22 protein-coding genes and 2 pseudogenes are annotated in these 22,138 nt (G+C 71.4%); 15 read left to right on the top strand and 9 right to left on the bottom strand.

Annotated features, from left to right (window positions below; all coding sequences use genetic code 11):
* Positions 1-2 precede the first annotated feature (2 nt).
* The 4 genes from ACWC9T_RS22405 to ACWC9T_RS22390 all read left to right on the top strand — a co-directional run bounded on the left by ACWC9T_RS22405 (position 3) and on the right by ACWC9T_RS22390 (position 4,855).
* A complete protein-coding gene (locus ACWC9T_RS22405) occupies positions 3-2,069 on the top strand; it encodes a Mu transposase C-terminal domain-containing protein (RefSeq protein ID WP_449822819.1) in 2,067 nt (688 codons plus the stop codon).
* A gap of 164 nt (positions 2,070-2,233) precedes the next feature.
* The gene (locus ACWC9T_RS22400) at positions 2,234-3,112 is read left to right on the top strand and encodes a TniB family NTP-binding protein (protein WP_449822818.1); all 879 of its coding nucleotides are present in this window, start codon (positions 2,234-2,236) and stop codon (positions 3,110-3,112) included.
* Positions 3,113-3,403: 291 nt separating this feature from the next.
* Positions 3,404-3,721, top strand: coding sequence for a hypothetical protein (locus ACWC9T_RS22395; protein WP_449822810.1), 318 nt, complete (start codon positions 3,404-3,406; stop codon positions 3,719-3,721).
* Between the two features lie 336 nt (positions 3,722-4,057).
* Positions 4,058-4,855, top strand: a complete 798-nt coding sequence (locus ACWC9T_RS22390) for a hypothetical protein (RefSeq protein ID WP_449822809.1) — start codon at positions 4,058-4,060, stop codon at positions 4,853-4,855.
* A 182-nt stretch (positions 4,856-5,037) separates the two neighbouring features.
* Here ACWC9T_RS22390 and ACWC9T_RS22385 read toward each other — a convergent pair whose 3' ends face one another.
* The 5 genes from ACWC9T_RS22385 to ACWC9T_RS22365 all read right to left on the bottom strand — a co-directional run bounded on the left by ACWC9T_RS22385 (position 5,038) and on the right by ACWC9T_RS22365 (position 9,897).
* On the bottom strand, positions 5,038-6,117 hold the full coding sequence (locus ACWC9T_RS22385) for a hypothetical protein (protein WP_449822808.1): 1,080 nt from the start codon (positions 6,115-6,117) through the stop codon (positions 5,038-5,040).
* A gap of 470 nt (positions 6,118-6,587) precedes the next feature.
* Positions 6,588-7,436, bottom strand: a complete 849-nt coding sequence (locus ACWC9T_RS22380; protein ID WP_449822807.1) for a YncE family protein — start codon at positions 7,434-7,436, stop codon at positions 6,588-6,590.
* Positions 7,437-7,525: 89 nt separating this feature from the next.
* Positions 7,526-8,242 carry a hypothetical protein gene (locus ACWC9T_RS22375; RefSeq protein WP_449822806.1) on the bottom strand — a complete coding sequence of 239 codons (717 nt, stop codon included), beginning with the start codon at positions 8,240-8,242 and terminating at the stop codon, positions 7,526-7,528.
* Complete coding sequence (locus tag ACWC9T_RS22370; protein ID WP_449822805.1) at positions 8,227-8,772, bottom strand: sigma-70 family RNA polymerase sigma factor; 546 nt, start codon at positions 8,770-8,772, stop codon at positions 8,227-8,229. Before ACWC9T_RS22370 ends, ACWC9T_RS22375 begins: the two co-directional genes overlap by 16 nt.
* A gap of 663 nt (positions 8,773-9,435) precedes the next feature.
* On the bottom strand, positions 9,436-9,897 hold the full coding sequence (locus ACWC9T_RS22365; RefSeq protein ID WP_449822804.1) for a hypothetical protein: 462 nt from the start codon (positions 9,895-9,897) through the stop codon (positions 9,436-9,438).
* 627 nt (positions 9,898-10,524) lie between these two features.
* Here ACWC9T_RS22365 and ACWC9T_RS22360 point away from each other — a divergent pair.
* Positions 10,525-11,247 (top strand): TNT domain-containing protein, encoded by a 723-nt coding sequence (locus tag ACWC9T_RS22360; RefSeq protein ID WP_449822803.1) that lies wholly within the window; start codon positions 10,525-10,527, stop codon positions 11,245-11,247.
* Positions 11,248-11,316: 69 nt separating this feature from the next.
* Positions 11,317-11,739: a hypothetical protein gene (locus tag ACWC9T_RS22355; RefSeq protein ID WP_449822802.1), complete on the top strand. Its 423-nt coding sequence runs from the start codon at positions 11,317-11,319 to the stop codon at positions 11,737-11,739.
* Between the two features lie 974 nt (positions 11,740-12,713).
* Here the strand turns inward: ACWC9T_RS22355 and ACWC9T_RS22350 are convergent.
* Positions 12,714-12,962, bottom strand: a complete 249-nt coding sequence (locus ACWC9T_RS22350) for a hypothetical protein (protein WP_449822801.1) — start codon at positions 12,960-12,962, stop codon at positions 12,714-12,716.
* A complete protein-coding gene (locus tag ACWC9T_RS22345; protein WP_449822800.1) occupies positions 12,937-13,641 on the bottom strand; it encodes a hypothetical protein in 705 nt (234 codons plus the stop codon). Before ACWC9T_RS22345 ends, ACWC9T_RS22350 begins: the two co-directional genes overlap by 26 nt.
* Before the next feature lie 112 nt (positions 13,642-13,753).
* Here ACWC9T_RS22345 and ACWC9T_RS22340 point away from each other — a divergent pair, with 112 nt between their 5' ends.
* The 9 genes from ACWC9T_RS22340 (at position 13,754) to ACWC9T_RS22300 (ending at position 21,253) form a co-directional block, all read left to right on the top strand.
* Positions 13,754-14,188, top strand: a complete 435-nt coding sequence (locus ACWC9T_RS22340) for an Hsp20/alpha crystallin family protein (RefSeq protein ID WP_449822799.1) — start codon at positions 13,754-13,756, stop codon at positions 14,186-14,188.
* Positions 14,189-14,343: 155 nt separating this feature from the next.
* The gene (locus tag ACWC9T_RS22335; RefSeq protein WP_449822798.1) at positions 14,344-14,607 is read left to right on the top strand and encodes an STAS domain-containing protein; all 264 of its coding nucleotides are present in this window, start codon (positions 14,344-14,346) and stop codon (positions 14,605-14,607) included.
* A gap of 61 nt (positions 14,608-14,668) precedes the next feature.
* Entirely contained in the window at positions 14,669-15,073 is a 405-nt protein-coding gene (locus ACWC9T_RS22330) for a DUF2267 domain-containing protein (protein ID WP_449822797.1), read from the top strand.
* 64 nt (positions 15,074-15,137) lie between these two features.
* Entirely contained in the window at positions 15,138-15,536 is a 399-nt protein-coding gene (locus ACWC9T_RS22325; RefSeq protein ID WP_449822796.1) for a DUF2267 domain-containing protein, read from the top strand.
* A 139-nt stretch (positions 15,537-15,675) separates the two neighbouring features.
* Positions 15,676-16,080, top strand: a complete 405-nt coding sequence (locus tag ACWC9T_RS22320) for an STAS domain-containing protein (RefSeq protein WP_449822795.1) — start codon at positions 15,676-15,678, stop codon at positions 16,078-16,080.
* Positions 16,081-16,088: 8 nt separating this feature from the next.
* Positions 16,089-16,322: a DUF6296 family protein gene (locus tag ACWC9T_RS22315; RefSeq protein WP_449822794.1), complete on the top strand. Its 234-nt coding sequence runs from the start codon at positions 16,089-16,091 to the stop codon at positions 16,320-16,322.
* Positions 16,323-16,823: 501 nt separating this feature from the next.
* A complete protein-coding gene (locus ACWC9T_RS22310; protein ID WP_449822793.1) occupies positions 16,824-17,837 on the top strand; it encodes an SDR family NAD(P)-dependent oxidoreductase in 1,014 nt (337 codons plus the stop codon).
* A 185-nt stretch (positions 17,838-18,022) separates the two neighbouring features.
* Positions 18,023-20,266 (top strand): ArnT family glycosyltransferase, encoded by a 2,244-nt coding sequence (locus ACWC9T_RS22305; protein WP_449822792.1) that lies wholly within the window; start codon positions 18,023-18,025, stop codon positions 20,264-20,266.
* 768 nt (positions 20,267-21,034) lie between these two features.
* Positions 21,035-21,253, top strand: a complete 219-nt coding sequence (locus ACWC9T_RS22300) for a hypothetical protein (RefSeq protein WP_449822791.1) — start codon at positions 21,035-21,037, stop codon at positions 21,251-21,253.
* 120 nt (positions 21,254-21,373) lie between these two features.
* On the opposite strand, the pseudogene ACWC9T_RS22295 reads toward ACWC9T_RS22300, so the two are convergent.
* Positions 21,374-21,667 (bottom strand): annotated as a pseudogene (locus ACWC9T_RS22295) (FAD-dependent monooxygenase); the annotation flags it as partial.
* A gap of 29 nt (positions 21,668-21,696) precedes the next feature.
* Positions 21,697-22,134, bottom strand: a pseudogene (locus ACWC9T_RS22290) (helix-turn-helix domain-containing protein); the annotation flags it as partial.
* Positions 22,135-22,138: the final 4 nt, after the last annotated feature.

Here is a 22,138-nt window from a genome sequence, read left to right as displayed (position 1 = left end):
GGATGCAGCGGCCGGCCAGGATCATGGTCGGCGCGTGGGTGCACTTCGCCGGGCAGGTCCGGATGATCGTGGGCGTCACCGCGAAGTCGGCGACGCTGTCGGATGCCGACGGCGGCCAGATGGAGGTGCCGATCGGCGAGCTGACCGACGACCCCGACTTCGCCGTGGTCGACCTGCCGGTCCGCACGCCGCTGCCGGCGCAGTCCCAGCTGGAGACGTTCCCGCCGAAGGCGGTCGAGAAGGCGCTGTGGTGGGAGAGCCACATCCTCGAAGTCCTGCACGGTCGCCGCCCGGAGGCCGACCCGGACGCTCCGCCGCACCCGGGCTATGGACCGGGGACGTCGCTGACGGCCCGGCAGCGGGCGAAGGCCGCCGAGCTGACGGCGGCCGGCCATCAGGTGTCGGCCAGCGCGATCGGCAACCTGCGGCGCAGGTACCAGGCCGACGGCGTGCTCGGCCTGGTGGACCGCCGAGCCGCCCCCAGGGCGCCGGAGTTCACCGCGGTCGATGCGCGGGTCGTCGCGGCGATGCGCGCGGCGATCAGCGAGGGCGTCGACGCCTCCACCCGCACCGGGTCGTACCTGATCTGGCGGACCGGGGAGATCCTGCGCCAGACGCCGGAGGCCCAAGGCGTCGAGCTGCCCTCGCGGAGCACGCTCTACCGGCTGCTGGCGAAGCTGACCCGCGGGACCCATACCTTCGGCGCCGCGAGCACCCGCCGCTCCCGGGCCCACGGGGCGAAGACCCCATTCGGCGAGCTGCCGGCGTTCGCGCCGGGCGAGGTGATGCAGATCGACTCCACGCCGATGGATGTGATGGTCCTGCTGGACGACGGCGTCCCGGGCCGGATCGAGCTGACCGCGATGATCGACGTGGCGACGCGCACGCTCACCGCGGCGGTGCTGCGGCCGACCACGAAGGCGGTCGACGCGAGCGTGCTGCTGGCCCGCACGGTCACGCCGGAGCCGCACCGGCCGGGCTGGGCGGAGGCCCTGCGGATGTCACGCTCGGTGCTGCCGCACCGTCGGCTGCTCAGCCTGGATGAGCGCCTGGAGCACGCCGCGGCCCGGCCGGTGATCGTCCCGGAGATGATCGTCTGCGACCACGGGAAGGCGTTCATCTCCCGGAACTTCAAGTCGTCCTGCCGGTTCCTGGAGATCGACTTCCAGCCCGCGCACAAGGGCTCGGGCTTCGAGAAGGGCCACATCGAGAAGATGCTGGCCTCGATCGCGTCGCTGTTCGTCCAGTTCCTGCCTGGCCACCTCGGCCGCAGCACCGACCACCGCGGTCGCCACCCCGAGCGCGATCGGCTCTGGTCGCTGCTGGAGCTCCAGGAGCTGCTGGACGAGTGGATCGTCGCCGTCTGGCAGAACCGGCGGCACGACAGCCTGCGCGACCCCGCGCACCCGAGCCGGATGTTCACCCCGAACGAGAAGTACGCGACCCTCGTCGAGGCCTGCGGCTACGTCCCCGTCGCGCTCGCCGGCGACGACTACATCGAGCTGTTGCCCACCGAGTGGCGCGCGGTCAACGACTACGGCATCAAGTTCAAGCACCGCGTCTACGACAGCCCCGAGCTCGACCCGCTCCGCCGCCAGGACTCCGGCATCGCCGCCAAGCGCGGCCTGTGGGAGATCCACCGCGACCCCTACGACGTCTCCCGTATCTGGGTGCGCGACCACCGAAGCGAGGGCCGGCCCTGGATCCAGGCGACCTGGAAGCACCTGCACCGCGCGCCGGTCCCTTTCGGGGAACTGGCCTGGGACCACGTCAGTCACCAGCTGCCCGGCGCCACCGAGACCGAGATCGCGGACGCGGTCGCCGCCCTGCTCACCCGCGCCCACGCCGGACCCGATCGGCCCGCCGCGAACAAGCCCGGCCGCCGCGACCGACGGGTCGCCGCCCGCACCCGCGCGACCGCCACCGCGGCCGCCGTGCCGCCGAAGGGCTCCCCCACGCCGCCCGCTACGACCCCGGCGCCGGAGCCCACCGACGACGACCAACCGCTGGCCAAGGTCATCCCGCTCGGCCTGTTCGACCCCCTGGAAGACCCCTGGAGACGCACGTGACCGCCCGCCCCACCATCACCGACCCCGCCGACCTGAACGGCGACGAAGCGGCCGGGCGGCACCTGACCACGCTGGAGGGCTGGCGGCAGTTCACCGCCGACCCGCCCCCGCCACCGGAGCTGCTGCCTCGTCAACGCCACGAGAAGCTCGGCGACCTGGACCGGATGCTCTACGACGAAGCCCGCCTCGACCACCACGCCCGCCTGCGGGTCGTCGCCACCTCCACGGTCCGGCATGCGGTCACCTGCGGGCGGCGCCTGGTCCTGCTGAACCGGCACGCCGTCAGCGCCCGGCGCGGGCTGATCCTCTCCGGCCCGGCCGGCACCGGCAAGACCATCGCCATCACCCAGCTCGGACGCGCTCACGAACTCCTCGACCGGGCCCGCCACCCGGGCCGCACCGACCGGATCCCGGTCGTCTACATCACCGTCCCGCCCGCCGCCACACCCCGCATGATCGCCGCCGAATTCGCCCGCTTCCTCGGCCTGCCGGTCACCCGGAGCGCGAACATCACCGACATCACCGAGGCCGTCGTCGGCGTCTGCACCGACACCCGAACCGGCCTCGTCCTAGTCGACGAGCTCCACAACATCTCCCTGACCAGCCGCTCCGGCGCCGAGGTCGCCGACACCCTCAAGTACTTCTCCGAACGCATCCCCGCCACGTTCGTCTACGCGGGCATCGACATCGAACGCAGCAACCTGCTGTCCGGCACCCGCGGCGCCCAGATCGCCGGCCGCTTCACCCTGCTGCCCACCCGCCCCTTCCCCTACGGCGCGGAATGGACCGGCCTGGTCGCCACCCTGGAGCAGCACCTCCTGCTCCACGACCACCGCCCCGGCACGCTCGTCGGCCTCGCCCGCCACCTCCACCACCGCACCGGCGGCATGATCGGCGCCCTGTCCCACCAGATCCGCGGCGCGGCCGTCGACGCGATCCTCACCGGCGCCGAGAAGATCACCAAGAACGGTCTGGACGCCGTCCCGCTCGACCACGCCGCCCAGACCAGCGCCCGCACCGCGTCCTCCGGGCACCGCCGATGACCGAACCGAGCGCCCGGCCGCCGCTGCGGCCCCTGCCGGTCCGTGTCCCTCCCCGGCTCGGCGAGGGCACCGACAGCTACCTCCGCCGCCTCGCGCGGGCCAACCACCTCAAGCCCAGCTACCTCAACGCCCTGACCAGTCCGAGGTCCAACATCGGCAAGCCCGACATCACCCTCCTCGCCCAGCTCGCCGGACGCCGGCCGGCCGACCTGCGGCGCGCCCTCTCCGATGCCCCCGGCAGGCCGCAGCCCGAGCAGCACAAGCCCGCCGGCCTGAGCGAGGCCGGGCAGAGTGAGCTCTTCCGCGGGATCGAGTCTCGCGTCGGCACAGCCGCGCAACGGCGTCCCCTGGCGACTGGTCGCCCTGCGCCACGGACTACGTCGCAAGGACCTGCGCCGATCCCTCCAGCAGCAACCAGTCCGACGGCTGGCCCGGGCCGTGCCCGCCAACGACACCCAGCGCCGCCGCATCCGCGCCCTGGCCGGCACCGGCCTGTCGACCGCGCAGATCTGGGCCCGGATGATGGACGACCACGACACGCCGCTCACCTACAACGCGATCAACGCCTTCCTCCAGCGCACCCGGAGATCCACCACCGCCCGCCGCTGAGCGAACTGGCGGGCGATCAGGTCCAGCTCGACCAAACACCCTGGTCAGACCCCTGATCGCAGCGGCATGCACAGGCAGGAGCCCGACGGCCGAGCCAGGAGGCCATACCGCCGGCAGCCGTACGTGAACTGGATAACTCACCGTTACCGGTCACAGAAGTTGGCTCTGTCGCCATTCAAGGGGTGCTTGCTGAGCATCAACGGCCCGATGGAGGCATCACTCCGATTCGAATCCCGCGCGGGTCGGCGACACGGCTGCACCATCCGGTTCCGGCAGGACCAGCACCAGCGACGGCACGGGGCGCGGCTTCCCAGCGGTGGCGGTGATCATTAAGGTGTGGAAGCTGTGAGCATGCGTGGATCCGGTGACGACCTGTGGGAAGACTTCGTCAAGGAGTTTGAGAAGAACAACGCAGTACGGGAACCGAGTGCCGCCGAACAGGCGCGCCCGCCCGCGCGACGAAACGCGCGACGTCGGCTGCTGCTTCCGGTGGCCGCTGCGCTGCTGGTGGCAGCGGGCACGGGGGCGTACCTGCTCCGGCCGTCGAACCCTGCACCGGCCGCACCGCCCGCGCTGGCTGCGCCGGCAACGCCCGATCGCTCGCCGCACGTGGCGACGCCATTGATCAGTGCTTCGCCGACGGCATCCGGCGCTCCGATCTCGGCGATGCCGCTGTCCGTCCTTCCGACGCAGGTCCAGGGGTACACGCTGGTGGCGAGCGTGGCGCGCTCGAACTGCACCGGCCCGGACACCGTGGCGCCGACCCTCGCCGGGTTGATCACGCAGGGCCACGGCTGTCTCGGAGTCAACCTGGCGCTGTACAAGGACGCCGAAGGCAACCAGTACAACGTGGCGCTGTTCACCATGGCGGACCAGGGCGACGGCGTGCACCTGGTGAGCTTTCTCAGCTCCCACGCCGACTCCTTCGAGGTCGCCGTCCATGTCCCGCCCACGGATTCGGGTCTGCGCCGGTTGCCTGCCGACAGCGGCCGCGTGCAGGGCTTCGCAGCCTACGGGCGCGGTGTGCTCGTCGGTTCGGCCCAGTGGTCCGACGGCCGGACCACAGACCTCGACAAGCTGTCCGATCAGCTCTCGCCGCTGACCGACGCTGTCATCAAGAACGTTCCCGCCTGACGGAGCGCCCCGCCCGACTCGGTCCTCCTCGAAGGGCGCGGCGCCCTCCGGGACCAGGGCGGTTTCAAAGTCCCCAGGGCTGCCACCCGTACACACTGGCCGCATACGCCGAACGACTCGTCCACAACCACAGCTGGGACTTCTGGTGGGACTGACCGACAGTAGTTGCCGAGCGAAGGCGCTTACTCGATGGAGACCCAGACATCGTGGAGAGGGTCCTGCCTGCAGACGAAGATGAGCAGTTCGTCGCGGGCACCGCTGAAGCCCGTCGGATCGTGGAACTCCGCATCGTAGCCGCGCTTGGCGGCTCGGAATTGGTCCTCCAGCGGGGTCCAGCTCTGTGCGCCGCGTTCTCCGTGGGGCATGGTCAGAAGCAGGCTCATCTCCGAGCCGCAACTGCACTGGACCGGCCGAGGGCAGTGTGGCCAGTACGGCCATCCACCGGTCTTGAGCCCAGGTGCCACGGAAAGATCGTTGCGGTAGTCGTAGCCGGGCCCCTCCCCGAGGCTTTCCTGCCAGGCGTAAATACGCGACTGCAACGACTCGGGGAGATCCTCGATGTCGGGGTACTCGGTGATGCGCTCGGGATGCAGAACGCACGGCTCCAAGACGTAGCCGCCGTCCGCCAGGGCACCGCGTGCCGGGAAAGTCGTGTCCGTGAGCGACCCGGCGGCCCGCCAGATGACCTTCGGAGCCGGCCCGCTGTAATGCTCGTGCATCCCTGGAACGTCAGGATGCCGATACGGGCACCACAAGATCTGAACCAGGTCCGTTCCCGCCGGGAAACGGGCCTCGGGTATGTCGGCAGCGTGAAGCTGAACGACGGGAACCATGACGACCGGTTCGTTAGGTGTGGCCGATGCCCACGTCTTCACGGTTGTCCCACGAGGGGCCCTGGCCCCGGCCTCGTCCAGGAACTCCTGCCGCTTGGCCAGCATCCTCCCCAGGGGCGAGTCGGGGTCGGCAACCTGATCGGGGAACTGGGAGATCATCTGTGCGAACTGCTGTTCGCGGACCTCGTCGGAGTGCCGGAACATCGCCAGTTCCTCAGCGGTGGCCTCTCGCTCGATCTGCACCATATGGGGCAGCTGGCAGGTCGGCCACGGCTCACCCGCAGGCCACAGCATCGGCCCGGCCACGGAACTCGCAGCCGACTCCGGTACCCCACGCCGCGGGTGCAGGCGGGTCGCATTCGTCGCATAGACCGCGAGCTCAGGCAGGACAGTGAGGATGTCGACCGGCCGGGCAGGTGTCGTGAACATCCGGCAACGATCTCAGTCCGCCACCCAACGCTGTCAAGATCCGAAGTCACGGAGAGCCACTGCCTGTCGGACGGGAAACGATCACGCGCGTCTCGGGAAGCGGTCTACGAACCGCTCAGTTCGAGCCATGTCAGCCCTACTCGTCAACACCCCTTGAGGGCGGGCCCGTACAGGAGCATCTGGTAGACGGCGAGCCAGTCCTGGGCGGCGATGAACTCCTTCATGCCGGCGGCCAGGTGGGCGTTCAAGGACCTCGGTCAAGATCGTTTGAGAATCGGTCAAGAACATCTGACACGGGACAACGGACCATGGAGCTGCTCGGCTCGCCAGGTGGCCCGGCCCGAAGGTGGCCCACTCGGCTCGCACGGAATTGACCTGCGCGATGGGTCAATTTCGCACTACCGCCGGCAGGTCGGCCACCGCCGCAGCATCGAGGTCTACGACCCGGGCAGCGGCGAACTCATCGCCGATCACCCGGTCGGCGGGTGAATCGCCGAGGCTGTGCCAGCTGCAGGTGCCGTGCCGCCCTTGCCGCGTCTGCGCAGTCCTGCGACGGCGAGGACGGTGGCGGCCGCCAGGGCTCCCGAGACGCCTAGGAGCGCCCGGCCGATGTCGGATCCACGGTGCGGCGCGCCGGGGGCGGGCGGCTGGGCCGACACGCGGGGGAGGGCGGCCGCTGTGTTGACCGGGGCGGCCGGGGCGGGCTGCGTCGCGGCCCCGCCGGTGGGGGCCCGGTTGCCGTCAGGGCTCATCACCACCTTCGACGGGCCCTGGCCGACGTGCAGGTCGGTGATTACCCCGCCGTGCACGGCGTCCACCACAGTGACGGTGTCCCGTCCGCGGTCAGCCACCCAGAACTGCTTGCCGTCGGCGGTGAAGCTGCCCTCGTGGGCGGCGCGGCCGGCATCGGTGCGGCTGACCACCTTGTTGGTGGCCGTGTCGATGATGTCGACGGTGGCACTGGTGACACTGACCACGGCGAGGCGGTGGTGGTCGGGCGAGATCGCCAGGCCGTGCACGTCGACGTCGCCGAGGTACTGGGGGCTGAGCGTGCTGCTCAGTCGCTGGTCGCCCAGCGCGATCGTGCCCAGCGTGGTGTTGGTGGAGGGGTCGATCACCGTGACGGTGTTGGAGGTCTGGTCCGCGGTGTAGACGCGGTCATGCCCGGAGACGGGGATCGACACCGACGTGGCGGCGACGGCGGAGGGCGGCGCCACGTCACTGGCCCGTGCCTGCACGCCGGAGGTGACGGCCAGCGCCGCGGCACCGGCCCCCAGGGAAGCCGCCAGGAAGAAAGCGGCACGAGATGCAGATGTCATGATTTTCTCCACGAATTGCTTGATTTTGGGCATGTGGGCTCACCCGGCCGGCGTGGAAGTGCAGCCGGGGAACAGGACTTGCGGGTTGGTCAGATGGACGGCGGGGAGGGCACCGAGGAGGACGGCGGGGAGGGCAGCGGGGTCACCGGCATGCTGCCGACCACACGGCCGCTCTCGTCCTCCACGAGCAGAGCGGCGATGGACTCGCGTGGCATCGCGGTCATGATCTGGGTGTGCAACGTGGCGCCGATCGCGGCGCGCACGCTCCCGCCCGGCATGCGACGACCGGACGAGTCCTCGGTCATCAGGCGGTAGGTCTGCCCGGGATGCAGCCCGACCAGGGCCACCGGTACCTCGGTCCCCCACGGCTGGGTGACCATCTGCCCCTCACGGGTCAGGGCGACCGCTGCGAGGGGCCGGGCCGGCGCGTGGTCGAGGACCGCCCCCGGGACGAGGATCGCCGCCGCAGCAGCCAGCATCAGGGCAGCTCCGCTCATCGCGATGCGACGCCGGGTCACACGCGTTCTGGCTGCTCGGGAGACATCCTGGCGGATCCGGTGCCCGAGGTCGCACACCGGTGCAAGGCGCTCCCGGCCGTTACCGTGCCCGAGCACGGCGACCCCGGCGGCCGAGGCCGCCCGATGCAGGGTGCGGACCACATCGCGGATTTCCGCTGCCTGGCGGGAGCACTCCGGACAGGAATCCAGATGCTGAACAGCAGCCCCGCGCAACGGCAGTTGGAGCAGCAGCCGCTCGGCCAGCTCGTGACGGACAGCCAGACAGTCGACGTTCATGGTGCCAGCCATCCGTTCTCCTCCAGTACCAGTCGCAGGCTGCGCACGCCGTAATACAGCCGGCTGCGCATCGTCGCGGCCGGGATACCGAGTTCCTCACCCAGTTCAGCGCAGGTCTGGCCGCCGAAGTAGACCCTCACAAGAACCTGCCGGTGCTCCGGGCTCAACCGTCCCAGCGCCTCCTCCAGTTGGATCCTCTCCAGCAGTTGGTCCATGGGGTCGTGCGGTACCGTGCCTTCGCCCGCGGCATCCCCGACCTTCAGTGCCACCGTCTCCCGGCCTCCTCGCCGCCGCAGGGCGTCCACCACGGCATTGCGTGCGATGGCGAACAGCCAGGTCCGCAGGCTGCCCTTGCCCGGATCGAACGCCCCGGATGACCACCAGCCCCGGACGAAGACCTCCTGGACCACGTCCTCGGCGAGTTGGCGGTCCCCCAGCGCCCGGAAGACGAATCCGAACAGCTCCCCGCCGTACTGGTCATAAGCCCGCTGGACGTCGGCCTCCGTGCACAGGGAATGCGGCTCCTGGTGCACGGACGGCACGGATCGGCGGCGTGCCCGCCACGGTGCACTAGCCACCGCAACGCTCATCCGTGTCCGAACCGCAGCGTCCAGCCATGTCACTCCTCGGCCCCGGCCTTGCATTTTCACAGAGGTATACGCGGCGACTGCCTGCCGCGTTGAACGCCCGCGAGAGATATTTCCCGCGGCCTCACCGGTGTTGTCGAGCATCACGGCCGAGCGGCGATGAGGTGGCCTCTGCCAGGGTGCGCCGGCCGGTTCTGGAGGTGTGAGCTGTCACGCTGCCCCGGTGGCTCTTCCCGGCTCCCGTACGAAGACGACCGATACGTGGCTGCTGCCTGAGGACGAGGGCCGCCTCGCGGTGCGATGATTCGAACCCGAGGTCGAGCCGGCGATGCACCAACCCCTGACCGAGCGGACGCGCATGGCCTGGTGGGCCCTCCGGTCAGCGACTCGGCCGGCCGTCGGGGGCTCGCCCGAACGAAGTCCTGACCGAACGTCTCTCGGCAGGTCCAACGGCCGGGCGGTAACAGTTCGTTCCCGATACGGATGTGACGTTTCGCCCAGCCCATCGACCTGTCGCAGCACCCCTGCACCGCCCCATACTCCAGAACCTGACGGACCGACAGATGGAGGAGCACGATGAGCATGGCGGCGGCAGCAGGGACCTGGAAGCTCAGACACCTAGTAGTCCGCTCCGGTGTCCGGGAGGCCTCCCAGCCGTACCGAGACCGTTCCGTGCAGGACTCGACCCGCCGTCAGTTCCTCTTCGAACCGTCGGGTGAACACGTCCAGGCGTACCGTGGGCTCCAGCTCGATCAGTCCGGGTGGCCAGGTGTCCGGCGGGACGAGGATCACCACGACGGCGCCCCGGCCTTCGGCTGCTGCCAGCCAGCCGGGCGAGGCTTCGACGCGCGTGTCCGGCTCCCATGTCTGACGCCCGCCGACCAGCACCAGGCGCTTCAGGCGGCCGTCGCCGACCTCGACGGCTCCGCTCGTGTCCGGAGGCTCACCGGCTGCGAGCGTGAAGCCGCTGTCGACCGCGGCTTCCACCAGATCCGTGTATAGGTCCGCGCCGACCTCCATGATCAGTTCCGCGAACGGCGGCCCCTGCGCCGCCTCGTGCACCGCCAGCGCCCACACCATTGGAGCCCGGGATCCACCGTTGTCCGTTTCGTCAGCCACACCCACTCAACGAGCCGCGGGCACCAGCCGCTCTGATCCCGCCGTGATCGCCGTTCCGGTCCCGCGCACTCCCGACAGGCCGCAGGCCTGGCCGACCGGAGAGTCCGAGGACGTGGTCGGCACGCCGCCCGGCTTCGACGCGATCGCCGACGCGCTCTGCGTCCTCGCCCGTCCGACGTCACCGCACCCCCCAACGAGCACGCCGACGACCTCAAGAGGACCGACCCGAAGCCCGTCATCCGCCGGCCGGGCAGCCACCCCGATGTTGCAATCCGGCCGAAATCATTCGGACGCGGTTCCGGCACGCCTGCTCGCACTCGTCGATCCGTTTGGATTCAGTGATCTCGTCATTCCGGCTGTTCTACGGTCGCTTCCCGGTGGGCCGGGCGGCCTGTGCCGGACGCGAGTTTCGTGGGAGGTTCAGTGAGATCGTCAAGAAGGCGTGCCGGCTTCGTGGCTGCGGTCGGCCTGGCCGGTTCCCTGGCCATGGGTCCTTCCGTCTCGTCGGCTGCGCCCGCGCTCGAGGACGGCCCTCGGGCAGGTGATGCCCTCGGGCAGGCCCAGTCGAGCGCGCTGGTACCTGGGCCAGTGGGATTGTTCGCGCAACCGAAGGGCGGACATGACAGGCCCGGTCAGCCGCGTGTGTGCAAGGGCCTGGTGCCGTACCCCATTCCCGAGCGGTACCGCTCGTACTACTTCTGCGGTGACTGGCGGCTCGGCCCCAAACGGCTGCCGACCCGCGGGCTGCTGGGGAACATCCTCGAAGGCTATGACCGGCTCGGCGGGCTCACCGCGGTGGAGTTCCTGAACACGTGGTGGAACCCTACCCTCGATTCAGGCGAGGGCGACTGGAAGTATCCGTCCGACGACGGCTTCGCACACGATGCTCAGGGCGGCGTGCTCGCAGCGCCGTTGCTGCTCCAGGCGGGCCAGAACCTGATGGTCGACCGGTTCGGCAACGAGTCGGGCCGGTTCCTCTCCCCGGCGGGCACGAAGTACGGGCAGCGGGCGATCCCGCCATCGAGCCTCAACACCATCGACCCCCGCTACCCGTTCGACTACAACCTGTACCGGGTGGCGAAGGACGTCACCGTGTGCGCGGGACCGGCCGCCCCTGCGTTCGAGCAACCGGGCGGGGCGATCCAGTACGTGACGTCGAGCACGTTCTGCCCGAACATCCCCTTCACCACTGTGGCCACGCTGGTGAACAACGGCACCCTGGTACGGGTGAAGACCACGCCGGTGAAGGACAAGGCCGCGCAGACGGAGGAGACGGCCGCGCCGGTGGGGGTGAAGGCCACATCCCGGTGACCTCGTGACGCCGGGGCACGGCCTCCCAGGGCCGGGCCCCGACCTTGTTCCTGGTGGGAGACTGGCTTCATGGACCGGTTCCAGCTGTGCCGGGCCCTCCGGTCGGCCGGGGTCCCTCAGGCGTACTACGAGATCCCCGACTGTCCTCACGGCCCTCACCTGGCCGACCGCTACTTCGTTGAAGAGCGCGCCGGGGTGTGGGTCGTGGGGGTCCATGAGCGCGGCAGACGAGAGGTGTTCGAACGGTTCGCGGACGAGGACGGAGCGTGCCGGTGGCTCTACGACCGCCTGACCGACGAGGGACCGTCCCCCGTCGCGGCCACACCCGAGGAGATGGACACGCTCCTGCACGACGGCGACGGCATTCAGCGGCGGGCCCGCGAGCAGTTCGAGCGGGCCCTCGCCGAGGCCCGCCGCCAGCCCCCACAGGAGCCGCCTGCCGCCGACAGCGGCCCTGCAGCGGACCGACAGTCACCCGATTCCCCATCCTGAAGAGGTCTCGCCGGAGGGCCGAGAGCTGATCGAACAGACCAGGCGTCAGCCCCGATGCCTGGTCTGTTCTCTACCCGGCGCCGGTCCAGGAGCCGGCAGCGGTGGACGGCGTGGTGGAGCTTCCTGCGGTAGAGGGCGCGGGTGCACAGCCGGTTCTGCAACCTCGACGTGGCGGCCGCCTGTCGTCGGGCCGGCGCCTGCACATCCCTGAGGGTACAGATGAACCCACATGTTGCCACCGCGATCGGGTCCTCATCTGAGTCCGCGTGGGTGCCGATCCCCTTCTCGGAGGTGCTCGTCGCCCCGGACACCGGCGCACCGGTCTTTGATGTCCAGGCCGCTGGGCCGGCTGCGTCGTCTTCACCGGCCGCGAGTAGGTAGAGGACGACGGGCACATACTGTGATCAGGCAGATCATCGCGGACGGTCAGCGGCGCCGAGGGCGAGCGCTGCGGCCGGGCCGGAGCCGGCCTCGGCCGCCGCGCGGTGAAAGCACAGTCATCTCTCCTGCCACGACGGCCGCCCGCGGAGCGGGCCGGCGTCCAGGCTGTGGTTGCGTCAGAGTGACGGCGGTTCGGCCGTGGCGTCGCCGACCGCGACGGGAGCGGGATTCCGCCGGCGCAGGGGGCGGGCGTGACCTGGCAACGGTGGACGAACGGATCCGGAGCGCGCGTTCACGGGCAGGAGGTGGGCCGTTTGACACCGTACAGAACCCGCTCGCCCTCGCCGGGGTACTCGGTGACGGCCCACAGCTGGCCCCGGGAGCGAAGGAGGTAGAGGTCCTGGAGGCCCCGTGCGCCCTGACTCCACGTCGGAGTTCTCGTGCTGCCGGGGTGGGTGGTGATCAGGAACTTGTTGACGCCACCGTTGCCGTCGTTGAAGTAGTAGCAGCCACCCGTCGAGAGACCGCCCTGGGTGTATGGGGTGGGCTGGTGGTAGCGGGCGGTTGCGGACCGCGGGTGGCTCCCGGTCCTGTCAGGCCGGCCGGTTGTTCGGCGGCGTGGCCTGGGGGCTGCCCGGATCGGGGGCAGGCAGCGGCCAGGTGGGTTGGGCGAGGTGCTGGCGTAGGGCGTCGAGCCGGGCGAGGTGGGTGTCGAGGGCGGCGTTGACGGTGCTCGTCGTGGCGGCGACTCGTGCTTCGAGGCCGTGGATCCGGTCCAGAAGGTCCTGCCAGCGCTTTTCGGTGGCGGCGAGGGGGTCAGGCGCGGCGTCGGTTGCTGTCATCGCGGAGCTGGGTGGTGTGGTGGGTGAGGGCGTCGAGGCGGGTGGCGAGGTCGCCCTGGCCGGTGCCGAGGTGGGGGCGGATGGCGGCGAGGGGTTCTATGAGGTCGGCGGGGTCGGTGGTGCCGAGGGCGGCGGTGAGGGCGGCCTGGGCGGAGCGGGCGCTGGGGGCGAGTGCGGTCGTGGTGAGCCGGGCGGCGAGGACGCGCAGCTCGGCGGCGTTGTCGCGGGCCCAGGCGGCCACGGTGCGTTCGGCGGCGCGGCGGTCGCGGACGGCCTTGACGCGTTCCGCGCCGGTCCCGGCGGCAGAGGCGGTGGCGTTGGCGGGGCGCAGGCGCAGGTAGCGGTTCTCGGCGGCCTGGCGGCTGGCGACGCCCATGGGGTGGGCGAGGTCGGCCCAGGTGGCGCCGGCGTTGCGGGCGTTCTCCACCAGGCCGGCTTCCCAGCCGGCGAGCTGGGTGCGCAGTTCGCGCAGTAGCACCAGGGCGGCCAGCGCCTGTCCGGGGCCGGCTTCCTCGGGCCGGTGGGGCGCGGCGCTCGCGCCGGGCGGGGTGTTGTCGGGGGCCTGGGCGGTGCGGACGGCGTCGTCGATGGCGGCCAGGGCCGCGGCGGCGGCGAGGAAGGAGGCCGGTTCGACGGGTGTCTCGGGCTTGGTGGCGGGCTTCGGGAGCTTCTCACGCATGTTGTCACTCTAATAATGACTGGTGGGTTTGTCATCGAATGGATGACGTGTTAGAACGGTGTCAGGTGAAAGCGCACTGGCACCCTTTGATCCCACTTGGAGGTGTTTCGCGATGCTGTTGCGCACCGACCCGTTCCGCGAGCTGGACCGTCTGACCCAGCAGTTCCTCGGTACGAGCGGCACGTGGTCCCGTCCCACGCCGATGCCGCTGGACGCGTACCGCGCGGGCGAGGAGTACGTGATCTGCTTCGACCTGCCCGGGGTGGACCCGGAGGCGATCGACATCGACGTCGAGCGGAACATGGTGACCGTCAAGGCCGAGCGCCGGCCGCGCCACCAGGGCGAGGACGTGAAGTGGGAGCTGTCCGAGCGCCCGCTCGGCGTCTTCTCGCGCCAGGTCATGCTCTCCGACACCCTCGACCCCGAGGGCATCACCGCCGACTACGACGCGGGCGTGTTGACCCTCAAGATCCCGGTGGCGGAGAAGGCCAAGCCCCGCAAGGTCGCCGTCGGCCACAGCGGAGGCCGCAAGCAGATCCAGTCCTGACCCGCCCCCGATGCCGTCCCGTACCGCCCCGAAAATCCCCCCGATGGGGCGGCGCGGGACACCCCCGCCACCGTCACTCCCCGAGCCCACCCGCCGCGCGCGGGCCGGCCGGACAGCGAGCAGCCCTGTGCAGGACCAGGGCCCGGTTCCGTTCAGTGCGGGCGCGTGGCGAGATCGACCTCGCCACCGCCCCGCGCCTGCGCCGGAAGCCGGCCCGCGCGCTGGCCGAGCGCCATGAGGTGGTGCTCGACCTGTCGGAGGTGACGTTCATGGACTGCGCGGGCCTGGACGCCCTCGTCCAGGCCCGCGACCTGGCCGACCGTACCGGCGCGCGCTTGGTCCTGCACGGGGTCGCCCACCCCGTCGCCAGGCTGCTCCGCCTCACCGGCCCTACCGTCCGCCTGGCCACGGCCCTCTGACCGCACCGCTCAGGCGACAACCCGGGGCCGGTCCGTTCCTCGTCTGGAAGGAGGACCCGCGGTGACGCTTCGATGGGAGGCGTTCTTGGACCAGGTCCAAGAACGCGGCGAATACGACACACCCGAGGAGGCCGAACGCGCGGCCCGCGTCGTGCTGGCCCTGCTCGGCGCCCACCTTGTGGGCCAGGTCCGCGCGGACCTGGCCGCCCGCCTGCCCGAGGCCATGGCCCTGATCCTGCTCAATCCCCTTGAGGCCGCCGAACCGCTCAATCCCGAGCGGTTCGTGCGCGCCACCGCGGCCTGGATCGAGGGCGCTACCGAGACCACCGCCCTGTGGGACATCGGCGCCGTCCTGTCCACCGTCGCCGACGCCGCCGGCGACGACCTCATGGACCGCGTCCTGTTCCAGCTCCCGCCCGGCTACGACCTTCTCTTCGGCCGCCCACGGGCCGGCCACCGCCCCTGATCCCCTCCACCCGCTTCGCGTCGCCGCGCCGACCGCGCGGCCCCACCCCGGAAGGCCGCCCGCCATGACCCGCTACCGCCGCCTCCTCCAGCAGGTCCGCACCAGCGGCCGCTACCCCAGCGACGAGGAAGCCGAACGCGTCCTTACCGCCGTCCTGGCCCTCCTCGGCTCCCAGCTCACCGGCGACGAACGCTGCGACCTCGCCGCCGCCCTGCCCGAGCGCGCCCGCGCCGTCCTCACCGCCCAGATCCCCCTGCCCCACCCCGTCACCGCCCCCGCCTTCGTCGAAACCCTCGCCCACACCCTGGGCACCAGCCTCACCACCGCCCGCTGGGACGCCTCCTCAGTCCTGGCCGCCCTCGCCACCCTCACCGGCGACCACCTCACCGACCGCCTCCTCGCCCACCTTCCCCGCGGCTACGCTCTGCTGTTCGGCCGCGCCGACCTGGCCGCCGCCGCCTGAAGCGGTAGTCCGGCCCGCGAGCACGGGATCAACGCCGGGCCGGGCCTTCGCTGCCGACGACGCGGCCCATTGGACGAGGTCACCGGCCTGGGACAGGCTCGTGTACGGACACCTTTCCCCGGCCGGAAGGGAGCCCCCCATGTCCCCCCGGTACGGCACACGCTTCGAGAACACCGGTGTCCCCGCGCCGCTGCTGCGGATCACCACCACGACAATCCGAGGCACTGCCCGGGTCCTCCAGCTGCACGGCGAAGTCGACCACGACCAGCGCCAGCGGCTGGAGAGCGCGCTCGAGCGTGCCGTGGCCGAGCGCCCGCCCCGGCTGGTCGTCGACCTCGCCGGCCTGAGCTTCTGCGACTCCACCTGCCTCAACGCGCTCCTCAAGACCCGGATCGCCGCCCGCGCCGCCGGCATGCCGCTCGTGCTGGCCGCACCCACCTCCCAGACCCGCCGACTGCTGAAGGTCACCGGCGCCGACGAGGTGCTGACCATCCACGACAGCGTCCGCGCCGCCCTGGCCGGCACCGCGCATCGGATGAGGTGAGGCGACCGATGGACGGACCCCGGCGCTACGCGGTCACCCTGCCCGGAACCCCCGGCCGGCACGGGCCGCCCGAGGTCGTCGTCGTCCACCCCACCGGCGAGTTCGCCGCTGCCGGGGTGCCGGTGTACGCGGATGAGGCGGGCGCCTTCCGCGTGGCGATCGAAGGAGAGGCGGCGAGGCCGCTCACCGCGCTACCGGGGCCCGGCCACCACACGTGCCTTCACGCCGTGCCGCTGCCCTGACCGGGTGTCCGCGGCTCTTCGCCCCGGCACCGGAAAGCCACTACGACGCCTATGCACGCAGAGTAGTTGGGCAGGCGGAACCAGCTATGTCAAAAACGTGGCCTCACCAGACAAGCCATTGCGCTGACCTGCGGTCCGTCACAACCGCTCGATGGCCCGGATGTCGCCGGTCAGCGCGAAGCGGTGGCACGCGAGCAGCTCCTCGGCGCTGCTGCCGATCTGCGCGCCCAGCCCGGCCGGCTGTCCCGTGACAAGCGATCTCGACCATTTGCCAAATGATCTCGACGGCCAGTGGGTTTCTGTCGCTTGTTCTTGATCGGCGGGGGGAAGCCACGGCTGTTGCCGAGCTGGGCCCGCGCGATGTCGGTCGGCTGTCAGCGGGGACAGCGACCTGTCGGTGGGATGTGAGTGGCCCCCGGGACCGTAAGGACTGGGCGTGGCCGGCTGTGAATGTCCGGGCCCGCTCTTCTTGAGACCACTCCGAGCTTCCGGGAGCCCGCCATGCCCTCCGTACCCCAGGTCCCGCAGTGGGACGTTCACCGGCTGCCTCATGCTCGGGGAAAGAGCTTCCTGGTCACCGGCGGCAACGCGGGCATCGGGTATTTCGTCGCCGAGCAGCTGGCCGGCACCGGGGCCACGGTCGTTCTCGGTAGCCGAGACAGGGCGAAGGCCGAAGCCGCGATCGCTTCCATCGGCTCGCGCGTGCCCGGTGCCAAGGTGAAGCACGTTCCTCTGGACCTGGCCGGTCTCGCTTCGCTCAAGGCATCCGTGGACGCGCTCGGGCTGGACCGCCTCGACGCGGTCGTCCACAACGCCGGCGTGGCGCTCGACCATCCACCGCGCCGCGAAACCCCGGACGGCCACGAGCTGATGTTCGCGACCAACCACCTGGGGCACTTCGCGCTGACCCACCACCTGTCCCCCCTGCTCACGGCGACCCCGGGGAGCCGGATCGTCACCACCGGCAGCTTCGCCGCCAAGTCCGAACGCCTGGACCTCGACGATCTCCAGAGCACGCACGACTACCAGTCCAAGCGCGCCTATGCGCGCTCCAAGCTGGCCCAGATGCTCTTCGCTCTCGAACTCGACCGCCGCCTGCGTGCCGCCGGCAGCACGACGCTGAGCGTGCTCGTTCACCCCGGCGGCGCACTCGACTCCCTCACCCCTTCGCGGCCGCCATTCCATGTCCGGACCACCGGCCAGCGGCTGAGCCGCCTACCGCTCGGCCTTGTCGTCCAGGGCAAGGACGCTGCCGCATGGCCCGCTGTCCGGGCCGTGCTCGACCCGAGCGTGCGCGGCGGCCAGATGTTGAGTCCCCGAGCGTTCGGGCTGCGCGGTACGCCCAGGATCGAACCCCTCTGGAACCACCTCGCCGACACCACGGCCGCGGCACGTCTCTGGGCGGCCAGCTGCGACTTGACCGGCAACGACCCGACGTTCACCGCACCGACAAGGTTCGGTGAGACCGAAGGCCGAGTGACTGAGCGCGGCGAAGCAGACGCCTCGACCGAATGAACTCGGACCTGCGGTCAAGATCGTAAGGACATCGGCCGCCACGGCGGCGTCCATCGTCGCGGTCAGGGCGGGCAGCTCGCGCTCCGGCTCGCCGAGCACCCGATCGGTGCGCCATAGGTATAAAAATGACCAAACCGGGGCGCTTTCCAAGGGATCTCTCATGGACGCATCCGAAGGTGCCGACCATGGCTATCAATGTCCTCACCGCCCCCGGGGAGACTCCCTCTCCCCCGCCGCGTGGCCGCCGAGCCCCGTGGACGTCACCCGCCGGCCAGCCGGGCTACGCCCGGCCCGTGCTGCTCGGGATCGCGGCCGTCGCCGCCGTGCTGTACGCGTGGAACATCAACCACAGCCAGTACCACAGCTTCTACGCCGACGCCGTGCGCAGCATGACGGAGAGCTGGAAGGCGTTCGTGTTCGGGTCGTTCGATCCGGCAGGCACGATCACGCTGGACAAGCTGCCCGGTTTCCTGTGGCCGCAGGCGCTGTCGGCGCGCGTCTTCGGGTTCCATCCGTGGGCGCTGACCCTGCCACAGGTGGTCGAGGGCGTGCTGTCCGTCCTGGTGCTGTACCGGGTGGTGCGGCGGTGGGCGGGGGCCAACGCGGGGCTGCTCGCGGCTGCGGCCTTCACGCTGACGCCGGTGGCCGCGGGGCTGTTCCGCACCGCGGTCGAGGACGCCGCCTTCACGCTGCTGCTCCTGCTCGCGGCGGACGCGGCGCAGCGGGCCGCCCACACGGCGCGGCTGCGTCCACTGCTGCTGGCCGGGGTGTGGGTGGGGCTGGCGTTCCAGACCAAGATGCTGGAGGCGTGGGCGGTATTGCCCGCGCTCGCGGCGGTGTACCTGCTCGCGGCGCCGACCAGTCTTCGGCGGCGGGTCGGGCACGTCGCGCTGGCCGGGCTGGTGACGGTGGTGGTATCGGCCTCGTGGATGCTGGCGGTCACGGTGACCCCGGCGCAGGACCGTCCGTACGTGGACGGCACGACGGACAACTCGGCGTTCAGCATGGTGGTCGGCTACAACTTCCTGAACCGGTTCTCCTCGCTGGGGATGAGCGCGGCGCAGACGGGCAGCGTGCAGGCGGTCCGGGGCGGCGGCGGGGGCGGGGGCCACGCCGGCGGGGCCGGTGCGGATGGCGGTGCGGGTGCCGGTAAGGGCTCGCACGGCGGTCAGGGCACGCAGGGCTCTCAGGGCTCTCAGGGTTCGCCGGCGCAGGCCTCGTCCCAGGGCCAGGGCCCCGGTGGCTGGGGTGGTCAGGGCGGCGGCGGGAACGACGGCGGCTGGACGAAGATGTTCGGCTCGCAGTTCGCTCCGCAGACCGGCTGGCTCTACCCGCTCGCCGCCGTCGCGCTGGTGTGCGGGCTGGCCTGGCGGCGGCGCGAGCCGCGCACCGACGTGCTGCGGGCCGGCTACGTCCTGTGGGGCGCCTGGCTGGGCGTGTTCTTCCTGGTCTTCAGCGCGGGCAGCGTCGGCGGCCACAGCTACTACATGGGTGTGATCGCCGCTCCCCTGGCGGTCCTGGGCGGCGCGGGGACGGTCCTGCTGTGGCGGGGCTTCCGCGAGGGCGGCGCCCGGGCGTGGGCGCTTCCCACCGCGACCGCCGGGACGGTCACCTGGTCGGCCTACCTGGCCCGGGAGTTCCCGACCTTCCTGCCGTGGCTGGCGCCGACCGTGATCGGCCTGGGCGTCGTGGCGCTGGCGCTGCTCGCGGCGGTCGCGCTCAAGCGCGTCACCGGGCGGGGGTTCGCGCTGGCGGGGCTGCTGGCGGGCGTCGCGGCGATGCTGGTCGCGCCGGGCGCCTGGGCGTCGTCGGTGCTGAGCTCGGCGTACGGCAACTCGGGCATGGGCACCGTCGGCCCCTCCGGGGGCGGGCACGGCGGGGGCGGGCGGCACGCGTCGCCGAAGGGGTCCACTGCCGCCATGGCCGCGCCGCGCGCGCAGTACGGCGGGGGCGGTGGCGGGTTCGGCGGTGGCGGGTTCGGCGGCTCCTCGGAGCACCTGACGGCGCCCGAGCAGGCCCTGTTCGACTACCTGCAGGCCCACCGGGGCGGCACCCGCTACCTGTTCGCCGCCTCCAGCTGGAGCGCCGCCTCGCCGTTCATCCTGGCGACGAGCGAGGAGGTCCTGCCGATGGGCGGCTTCAGCGGATCGGCGCCCTCGCCGACCCTGGAGGAGTTCCAACAGCTCGTCGGGAAGGGCGAGTTGCGCTACGTCCTGCTCGGCACCGATCGGCGCGGCGGTGGCGGCGAGTCGGCGGGCGTGACGACGACGGCGCAGATCCAGTCCTGGGTGCGGAGCGCCTGCACCCGGGTGCCGACCACCGACGTGCTCGGCACGGCGCCAGCCGCGGCGCCGGCCGCCGGCGGCGGGCGGGCCGATGACGGCGGCGTCATCGGCCAACAGCTCTACCTCTGCACGTACGCGGGCTGAGAACCGCCCCCGGGAGGCCGACTTCACCGGCCTCCCGGGGCCCGGCGGCCGAAGCCCCGGGGCACGGCGGGCCGGCGGTGTCGGGGCCGCCGGATAGGGTGTGCCGCCAGGGGGCGCGGCGGTTTCGCGGGTGCCGGGGCGGCAGTGGACGCGGGCGGCCAGGGACAGCAGGGCGGGGTCGTGCACGGCCTCGTCGGTGAACTCCTCCAGGGCGACGCCCGGTCCGCCCCCGCCCCGCGGGGCGACGGCCACCGCGAAGGGGGCGGAGAAACGGGCCGCGTAGCCGGAGGGGGTGCGGCCTTGGCCTCGGGCGCCTCGACGACCTGTCCGTGCGTCAGGTGGGCACTCGTACCGCCCGGACACCTCATCAACGACCCCGGCCCCATCCAACCGACGCAAAAACCCGGCAGCGACAGGCAGAGCGCCCAGACACTTCTCCACCACGGACGTCACCACGCGCTCAAGACGCTGGCGCTGGAACCGTGGGCGTGGGGACCGGGAAGTCAGCGACACACCCCGGCCAACGCCCAACCACCGGCCCGGGACACTCCCTGGCCGGTCACACCATACGAAGGTCGACCCACTGAGCGGTGGTGGCGAACGCGCCCCGGTGGCCGGCCTGGCAGGCCCGGACGCCAAGCCCGGTGGCGACGTGGGTGCGCCCGGGTGACTCCCGCCTCCGCTGCGCGCATTGCGCTTATCCCCTGGAATACCTACCGGTGAACATGTGTCATGTGAACACGAGCCCCGCTCCTGGGAAGGCCCCCCATGCCCGCTGACGACGAACTTCACCGTTTCCTCGCCGCCCTCAGCCCCGCCAGCCGCGAAAAGGTGCAGGCGCAGCCCCGCGAGCGGCAGGAGCAACTGGCCGCGGCCTGGGAGACCGAACTCAGCGAGGACACCGATCTGGACACGCTCGATGAGCTGTCGCCTGACGCGGCCGCGGACGAGGCGGCCGAGCGGGTGGTACAGCACTTCTTCGAGTAGTGACCCGCGGGGCTGATTGGCGCTTGGGGAGGATCGGAGCTCACCACCGGGTCCCGTCAGCGGTCAGCGGCCCGGAGGGCAGCAGAGGCACAACCAGGTCGACGTGGTCCCGGGCCAACGGCCGACCAGGGTGACGCCGGGCACTGGGTCCCACCGAGGCCCGGTCGGCAGGGCGTGGAGGGGGCGCAGCCGCGGTGTGGTGTCGCTGTCGGTGATCAGTGCGGTGAGTTCCGGGGCCCAGCCGTCGAACTCCTGCACGATCCGGGCGGTGGCTGCGGCCGGGTCGGTGAAGTCGGTGCCAGCGAACCACTCCTGGGGCCGGGACAGCATCACGTAGGTGTGCAGGGTCGCGCCCTTCTCCAGGAGGGCGCCCAGCTGCCGCTGCCCCGGCTCGATCGCGAACATCGACCCGCCGCGGCGGACATCGGCGGACCGTTGGGCCTCTAGGAGCGGAACGTGCGGCGGTAGGTGTCCGGGGGAACGCCGACCGTGCGGTGGAAGTGGCGGCGCAGCGTGGTGGCGGTGCCCATCCAGGTCGCGCTGGCGATCCGCTCGATCCCGTCGCTCGTGGTTTCCAGCAACTCCTGCGCGTGGCGGATCCTTTGAATGAGCAGCCACTGCAGCGGCGTGGTGCCGGTGACCGCCCGGAAGTGCCGGCCCAGGTGGCGCGAGCTCATGCGGGCTTGCCGGGCGAGGTCCTCCACCGTCAGCGGCTGGTCGAGCCGCTCCAGCACCCACGGGAAGAGTTCGGCGAGCGGGTGGTTCTCCGGGGCGGGCACCGGAGTGGTGACGAACTGGGACTGGCCACCGTCCCGGTGCGGCGCCACCACCAGGCGGCGTGCCACGGTGTTGGCGACCGCGGCACCGTGGTCGAGGCGGACCGAA

Source organism: Kitasatospora sp. NPDC001159 (genome assembly GCF_053598235.1).
The sequence above is the reverse complement of the archived record's forward strand: the minus strand, read 5'-3'. Positions and strand labels throughout refer to the sequence as shown.

Bases quoted from the DNA above. Each gene is read 5' to 3' on its own strand.
- ACWC9T_RS22355 (WP_449822802.1), top strand. From the start codon at position 11,317: ATGGACCGGTTCCAGCTGTGCCGGGCCCTCCGGTCGGCCGGGGTCCCT.
- ACWC9T_RS22325 (WP_449822796.1), top strand. From the start codon at position 15,138: ATGACCCGCTACCGCCGCCTCCTCCAGCAGGTCCGCACCAGCGGCCGC.
- ACWC9T_RS22320 (WP_449822795.1), top strand. From the start codon at position 15,676: ATGTCCCCCCGGTACGGCACACGCTTCGAGAACACCGGTGTCCCCGCG.
- ACWC9T_RS22300 (WP_449822791.1), top strand. From the start codon at position 21,035: ATGCCCGCTGACGACGAACTTCACCGTTTCCTCGCCGCCCTCAGCCCC.
- ACWC9T_RS22400 (WP_449822818.1), top strand. From the start codon at position 2,234: ATGCTCTACGACGAAGCCCGCCTCGACCACCACGCCCGCCTGCGGGTC.
- ACWC9T_RS22365 (WP_449822804.1), bottom strand. From the start codon at position 9,897: ATGGTGTGGGCGCTGGCGGTGCACGAGGCGGCGCAGGGGCCGCCGTTC.
- ACWC9T_RS22340 (WP_449822799.1), top strand. From the start codon at position 13,754: ATGCTGTTGCGCACCGACCCGTTCCGCGAGCTGGACCGTCTGACCCAG.
- ACWC9T_RS22385 (WP_449822808.1), bottom strand. From the start codon at position 6,117: ATGTTCACGACACCTGCCCGGCCGGTCGACATCCTCACTGTCCTGCCT.
- ACWC9T_RS22315 (WP_449822794.1), top strand. From the start codon at position 16,089: ATGGACGGACCCCGGCGCTACGCGGTCACCCTGCCCGGAACCCCCGGC.
- ACWC9T_RS22345 (WP_449822800.1), bottom strand. From the start codon at position 13,641: ATGCGTGAGAAGCTCCCGAAGCCCGCCACCAAGCCCGAGACACCCGTC.
- ACWC9T_RS22310 (WP_449822793.1), top strand. From the start codon at position 16,824: ATGCCCTCCGTACCCCAGGTCCCGCAGTGGGACGTTCACCGGCTGCCT.
- ACWC9T_RS22305 (WP_449822792.1), top strand. From the start codon at position 18,023: ATGGCTATCAATGTCCTCACCGCCCCCGGGGAGACTCCCTCTCCCCCG.
- ACWC9T_RS22350 (WP_449822801.1), bottom strand. From the start codon at position 12,962: ATGACAGCAACCGACGCCGCGCCTGACCCCCTCGCCGCCACCGAAAAG.
- ACWC9T_RS22380 (WP_449822807.1), bottom strand. From the start codon at position 7,436: ATGACATCTGCATCTCGTGCCGCTTTCTTCCTGGCGGCTTCCCTGGGG.
- ACWC9T_RS22375 (WP_449822806.1), bottom strand. From the start codon at position 8,242: ATGGCTGGCACCATGAACGTCGACTGTCTGGCTGTCCGTCACGAGCTG.
- ACWC9T_RS22405 (WP_449822819.1), top strand. From the start codon at position 3: ATGCAGCGGCCGGCCAGGATCATGGTCGGCGCGTGGGTGCACTTCGCC.